This window comes from Deinococcota bacterium, from assembly GCA_030858465.1.
In the GTDB taxonomy this organism is placed as follows: Bacteria; Deinococcota; Deinococci; order Deinococcales; family Trueperaceae; genus JALZLY01.
The window spans coordinates 1-4,339 of sequence record JALZLY010000113.1 but is presented as its reverse complement, the minus strand read 5'-3'; the positions used below and the strand labels follow the sequence as shown (position 1 = coordinate 4,339).

Below are 4,339 nucleotides of genomic sequence, written 5' to 3'. Positions count from 1 at the left end.
TAGCTAGACATAGCCGCCGTACCCATGACGAAGGTCACTTCCGGCGGGCTCGGCTCGCGTCATAGACTGGGGGGATGAGCAGCGACCTGCCCGCCCTCGACCTGCCCGCCCTCGACCTGCGCGGCCTCAGCAAGCGCTTTGGCGCCGTTTGGGCCGTCAAGGGCGTCAGCTTGCGCATCTCCCAGGGACAGCTCTACGCCCTCTTGGGCCCCAACGGCGCGGGCAAAACCACCATCTTGCGGATGGTCGCGGGGCTGCTCAGGCCCGACCGCGGCGACGCTCTCGTTCTGGGCTCGAGCGTCGGCGAGCGGCCCGCTCAGGCCAAGGCGAGACTTGCCTACCTGCCCGACGAGCCCATGCTCTACGGCAAGCTGCGGCCGGGCGAGTACCTCGAGTTCGTGGCGGGTCTGTGGGGCGTGCCGCCCGAGGAGGCCGCGCCGAGAGCGCGTGCGCTCCTGGAACGCTTCGACCTGTGGCGGCACAGGCGCGACTACGCCGAGACCTTTTCGCGCGGCATGAAGCAGAAGCTGGCGCTCGCTGGGGCGCTCGTCCACGCGCCCAAGGTGATGATCTTAGACGAGCCCTTGACGGGCCTGGACGCCGCGGCGGCGCGGGACGTCAAGGAGCTACTCACCGCCTACGTCGAAGACGGCAACACCGTGGTGCTGACGACCCACATCATGGAGGTGGCCGAGCGCTTAGCCGAGCGCATCGGCATCATCAGTGGGGGCAGCCTGCGCGCCGAGGGCACGCTCCATGAGCTGCGCGCCCTGAGCGGCGGCGAGGGCAGCCTCGAGGAGGTGTTCTTGGACCTGGTAGAGCGTGGTGTCGAGCCTGGCGTCGAGCGTGGCGTCGACAACGGCGGCGAGGAGAGGGTGAGGGCGTGAAGCCGGGGTCTTGGCCCTGGCTGGTGCGGCATGACCTGCGTTTGGGCTGGCGCGAGCTGGCGGCGCGTTGGAGCCCGCGCCTCGTCTTGGCGCTCGCGGGCGGCCTGCTCCTGCTGGTCCACCTCGGCCTCTGGTATGTCCTGCGAGACCTGCGCGGAAGCTTCGAGCTCTCCGGCGAAGGGTACACGGCCGTGCTCTGGCTGCTCACGGGCGGCCTCGCGCTGGCCTTTACCCTGGCGCTCAGCCTGAGCATGAACCGCAGCCTGGTGGCGCTCTTCGACCGGGGCGACCTGGACCTGCTCTTGTCCTCGCCGCTGCCTTCCCGGACCGTCCTCGCCAGCCGCGCGCTCGGCGTCGCCTTGACCGTTCTGCTCCCCTTCGGCCTCCTCGCCGTGCCGCTGGCGAGCGCCGGGCTGATGCTCGGCCTGCCGCAGCTTCTCGGCCTCTACCCGGTGGTGCTGGTCCTGGCGCTGACCACCACCAGCCTGGGCCTGCTCGTCACCCTGCTCTTGGTGAGGCTCTTTGGCGCCCGCGTCGCCCGGACGGTGACGCAGATCCTGGGCAGCCTCGTCGGCGCGGGCCTTATGCTCGGCTATTATCTTGCGCTCCTCAGCGACTGGCGGCCGCTGGCGAACCCCGAGGCCCTGGCCGGCCTCTTGGCGCCCGGCGCGCCCCTGGGGCCGGACAGCCCGCTGTGGTGGCCCGCCCGCGCCGCCCTGGCGGAACCCCTGCCGCTGGCCCTGGCGCTGGGCAGCAGCCTGGGGCTCTTCTGGCTGACCGTCGCGCTCACCCACCGCCGCTTCGTCACCGGCACGCAGGAGGCGCTGAGCGTGCGGCGGCGGCCCGAAGGGGGCGGCGGGCGGCTCGTCTTTCGCGGCGGCCTGACGAGGGTTGCGCTCCTCAAGGAGTGGCGGCTCATCCTCCGCGACCCCTACCTCATCTCGCAGACGCTGTTGCAGGTGCTCTACCTCATCCCGCTGGCCGTCTTTCTCTTCCGGGGCGAGGGCGGCTTCACCGGGCTTTCGCCGGTCGGCCTGGGCGTCGTCGTGGTCGCGCTCGCGGGCACCCTGGCGGGCAGCCTCGCGCGCATCTGCGTCTCGGGCGAGGAGGCGCCGGAGCTCCTGGCGGCCTCACCCGCGGAGAGCGGCCGCTTGCGCTGGCTGAAACTGGGGGCGGCGCTCTTGCCTATCTGGCTCCTCTGCCTGCCGCTCCTCCTCACGCTCGCCCTGCGGGGTACGCCGGGCTGGTTCTGGGCGCTCCTCGGCTTTGTGGGTATGACCCTGTCGGTCGGGGTGATCAACGTCTGGAGCGCGCGCACCGTTCCCCGCGCCGACCTCTTCAAGAGCAAGGGCAACAAGGACCGCGACGTGGTGATGATGATCTTGGAGGGCGTCGTTCTCTGGTCCTGGCTGGGCGCCACCTGGGGACTGGCCCTGGGGGCGTGGTGGGGCTGGCTGGCGCTCGCCCTGGGGCTCTTCTTGCCGGGCCTCGCCTACGGGCGCTACCGGCAGCGGGGGACGGGGCTGGCCTACTGAGGCCGCCGCGGCGAGCGTGCGGAGGGAGCCGCCGGCTCTGCCTACTCGCCCCTTAGCCGCGGCGGGCTTGTTATGATGCTGGGGCTATGAGCCATCACATCTGTTTGATTCCCGGCGACGGCATCGGCCAAGAGGTCGTGCCCGCCGCGAAACGCGTGTTGGAGGCACTCGGCCTGAGCCTGCGCTTCACGGACGCCGAGGCGGGCTGGGACACCTTTACCGACGCGGTCATCGTCAGCCTCGCCGGCTAAGCCAAAGCTCAGGTGAGCGCGGTATAAAGGTGTCAGCGAGCAGGGCGCCAAAGAGCAGAGCGCCGGAGCAGGGCGGAATACGGCGCGCGGCAAGAAACGGCGCCACTCGGCGCGCGGCGGGAGTGAGAGATGTACGCATTGCAGCAGGCCATGCGCGCGATTCGCAGCAACTGGATCGCCAGCGTTTCGACCCTGACCACCATGACGGTCTCGCTGGTCATCCTGGCGGGCTTCAGCCTGATCAGCCTAAACCTCAATCAGCTCGTCTTGGACCTGGAGAGCGAGCTCGAGCTAGCCGCCTACTTAGACCCCGAAGCCAGCGGCGGCGCCCTCATGCGCGAGGTCGCCTCCTGGCCCGAAGTGGCCAGCACCGACTTCTACTCGTCCGAGCAGGCCCTGCAGTTCATGCTCGTGGACTTTCCCGACCTCGGCCAGGCCGCCGAGTTGGTGCCCAACCCGCTGCCGCCCACGATTCGCCTGCAGCTCAGCGACCCGGCGTACACGTCCACGGTCGCCCAGCGCCTCAGGGCCTTGCCCGGCGTCGAGTCGATCGACGACGGCTCGGACGCGGTCGAGACCTTTTTGGCCATCAACGACGCCCTGCGCGTGGGCGGCACCATCCTCATCGCCATTTTGCTGTGCAGCGCCCTTTTCGCCATCGTCAACACCATCCGGGCGGCCATCTCGGCGCGGCAGGGCGAGATCGAGGTGATGCGCTTAGTCGGCGCCACCCGCAGCTTTATCCGCGCGCCCTTTTTGCTCGAGGGCTTTCTGCTGGGCTTGTTCAGCGCGGTCATCACCCTGGCCCTGGTGATTCCCGGCTACCGGCTGATGATCGGCCGGCTGAGCGACAACCTGCCCTTCGTGACCTTCGTGAGCGACCCCATGCTCTTGGGCCGGGTGGCGCTGCTCTTGACCGCCTTGGCCTTTTTGGTGGGCTTGGTAGGCAGCGCCATCTCGGTCGCGCAGTACCTGAGGGAAAAGGCGTGAGGGCGAGGGGATGAGGGAGAGGGAATGAGAGAGAGGAGATGAGGGGCCGGTTGACGCTTATCCTGAGCCTCCTGGTGGGAGCGCTGCTCTTGGGCTTCGCGGTCGCGCAAACGACCGAGAGGCTCGAGCAGGAGGTTCAGGAGGCCGAGCGGCGTTTGGAGGAGCGACGGGCGGAGATCCAGGCGATCGACCGGGAGCTGGCCGCCAGCCGCGAGGCACTCGACCGGCGGCTGGCCGAGCTCGAGACCACCTCGCAGCGCCTCGCCGCGCTCAGACAGGAGCGGCAGGGGCTGCTGGCCCAAATCGCCGCTCTGGAGCGCGACATCACCGCCACCCTGGCGCGCCTGGAGGCCGAGGAGGCCGAGCTCGAGCGCCTGCAAGAGCGGGTGCAGCGGCTCCTGCTGAACCTCTACTACGGACGCCCCAACCGCGAACTGCGGGTGCTCGCCGGGGCCGAGTCGCTCTTCGACCTGCGGGTCAAGAACCACTACCTCTCGCTCATGACCGCGCAGGACGTGGAGCTGCTGCGGGCGCTCGAGGCCACCCTGGTGCGGCTCGCCGCCGAAGAGAGGCGGCTCGTGAGCGAGCGCGCCGCGCTCTCGTCCCGCGAGCGCGAGCTCGAAGCCAACGAGCAGGCACTCGCCGAGAGCGAGGCGCAGGTGCGCCGGGCGGTGGC

General features: G+C 69.9%; 4 protein-coding genes and 1 pseudogene. All 5 read left to right on the top strand.

What is annotated here, in order from left to right:
* The first annotated feature begins 74 nt into the window (after positions 1-74).
* On the top strand, positions 75-887 hold the full coding sequence (locus M3498_05450; GenBank protein MDQ3458733.1) for an ABC transporter ATP-binding protein: 813 nt from the start codon (positions 75-77) through the stop codon (positions 885-887).
* Positions 884-2,422, top strand: coding sequence for a hypothetical protein (locus M3498_05445; protein ID MDQ3458732.1), 1,539 nt, complete (start codon positions 884-886; stop codon positions 2,420-2,422). Before M3498_05450 ends, M3498_05445 begins: the two co-directional genes overlap by 4 nt.
* Before the next feature lie 86 nt (positions 2,423-2,508).
* Positions 2,509-2,651 (top strand): annotated as a pseudogene (locus M3498_05440) (isocitrate/isopropylmalate family dehydrogenase).
* A gap of 151 nt (positions 2,652-2,802) precedes the next feature.
* On the top strand, positions 2,803-3,663 hold the full coding sequence (locus M3498_05435; GenBank protein MDQ3458731.1) for an ABC transporter permease: 861 nt from the start codon (positions 2,803-2,805) through the stop codon (positions 3,661-3,663).
* Positions 3,664-3,713: 50 nt separating this feature from the next.
* The coding region (locus M3498_05430) for a hypothetical protein (protein ID MDQ3458730.1) at positions 3,714-4,339 on the top strand (626 nt) is incomplete at its 3' end.

Coding starts and splice junctions, on each gene's coding strand:
- M3498_05450 (MDQ3458733.1), top strand. CDS start 75: ATGAGCAGCGACCTGCCCGCCCTCGACCTGCCCGCCCTCGACCTGCGC.
- M3498_05435 (MDQ3458731.1), top strand. CDS start 2,803: ATGTACGCATTGCAGCAGGCCATGCGCGCGATTCGCAGCAACTGGATC.